The 1,414-nt window shown below is 68.1% G+C and carries 1 protein-coding gene; it reads left to right on the forward strand.

The features are described from left to right. The first annotated feature begins 124 nt into the window (after nucleotides 1-124). Nucleotides 125-1,369: an IS256 family transposase gene (locus MHY29_RS12070; protein WP_031943898.1), complete on the forward strand. Its 1,245-nt coding sequence runs from the start codon at nucleotides 125-127 to the stop codon at nucleotides 1,367-1,369. Nucleotides 1,370-1,414: the final 45 nt, after the last annotated feature.

Here is a 1,414-nt window from a genome sequence, read left to right on the forward strand (position 1 = left end):
GAGTTGAGTCCCTGATAGTGGTGTAACCCTCCCCGGCCGCCAACACCGTCCCCCACGCGGACGCGGTCACCGTGGGAGCCTTCGAGTGAACCTTCCACAGCACTCTCGAAAGGACATCACCACGATGACCGCTCCTCACATTGTCGACCCTGAACGCCTGCTACGCGAAGCGATCGGCGAAGCCTCGCCGGACCTGTTGCGCCACCTACTGCAGACCGTGATCAACGCCCTGCTCAGCGCTGACGCAGACGCGGTCTGCGGCGCCGAGTACGGCACCGCTTCTGATACCCGCACCGCACAGCGCAACGGGTACCGCCACCGGCCCCTCGACACCCGCGCCGGCACGATCGACGTGGCCATCCCGAAACTGCGCGCCGGCACGTACTTCCCAGAGTGGCTGCTCGAGCGACGCAAGCGGGCCGAGTCCGCGTTGATCACGGTCGTCGCCGACTGCTACCTCGCTGGGGTCTCCACCCGACGCATGGACAAGCTCGTGCGCCAGCTGGGCATCGACTCGCTCTCGAAGTCCCAGGTCAGCCGGATGGCCGCCGAGCTGGACGAGCACATCGACGCGTTCCGGCACCGCCCGCTGGGGGATGCCGGCCCGTTCGTGTTCCTCGCCGCGGACGCCCTGACCATGAAGGTTCGCGAGGGTGGTCGGGTGATCAACGCGGTGGCCATGGTCGCCACCGGCGTCAACGCTGACGGGCGACGTGAGGTACTCGGGCTGCGGGTGGCCACCACGGAGTCAGGCGCGGCGTGGAACGAGTTCTTCGCTGATCTGGTCGCCCGCGGCCTTCACGGGGTGAGACTGGTGACTTCGGACTCCCACCGTGGCCTGGTCGAAGCCATCGCGGCGAACCTGCCCGGGGCCGTGTGGCAGCGGTGCCGCACGCACTATGCCGCGAACCTGATGGCGGTGACCCCGAAGGCCATGTGGCCGGCGGTGAAGGCCATGCTCCACAGCGTCTACGACCAGCCTGACGGGCCGGCGGTGCACGCCCAGTTCGACCGGCTCTTGGACTACGTGGCCGAGCGGTTGCCCGCCGTGGCTGGGCACCTCGATGCTGCTCGGGAGGACATCCTCGCGTTCATCTCGTTCCCGAAGGACGTGTGGTCCCAGATCTGGTCGAACAACCCTGCCGAGCGCCTGAATCGGGAGATCCGGCGCCGCACGGACGCGGTGGGCATCTTCCCGAACCGGGATGCCGTGGTGCGGCTCGTGGGGGCCGTGTTGGCTGAGCAGACGGATGAGTGGGCCGAGGGCCGCCGGTACCTCGGTCTCGAGCTGCTGGCCCGCTGCCGCGAGCCCCTCACGCAAGAACCGGGCACCGTGATGGGCACGGAGGTGATGCCGGCCCTGGCCTGATTCTCATGCCTCGAAGACGGTTACACCACTTCCAGGGACTTGACC

The organism is Micrococcus sp. ACRRV, from assembly GCF_022346985.1.
Taxonomy (GTDB): domain Bacteria; phylum Actinomycetota; class Actinomycetes; order Actinomycetales; family Micrococcaceae; genus Micrococcus; species Micrococcus porci.

Bases quoted from the DNA above. Each gene is read 5' to 3' on its own strand.
- MHY29_RS12070 (WP_031943898.1), top strand. From the start codon at position 125: ATGACCGCTCCTCACATTGTCGACCCTGAACGCCTGCTACGCGAAGCG.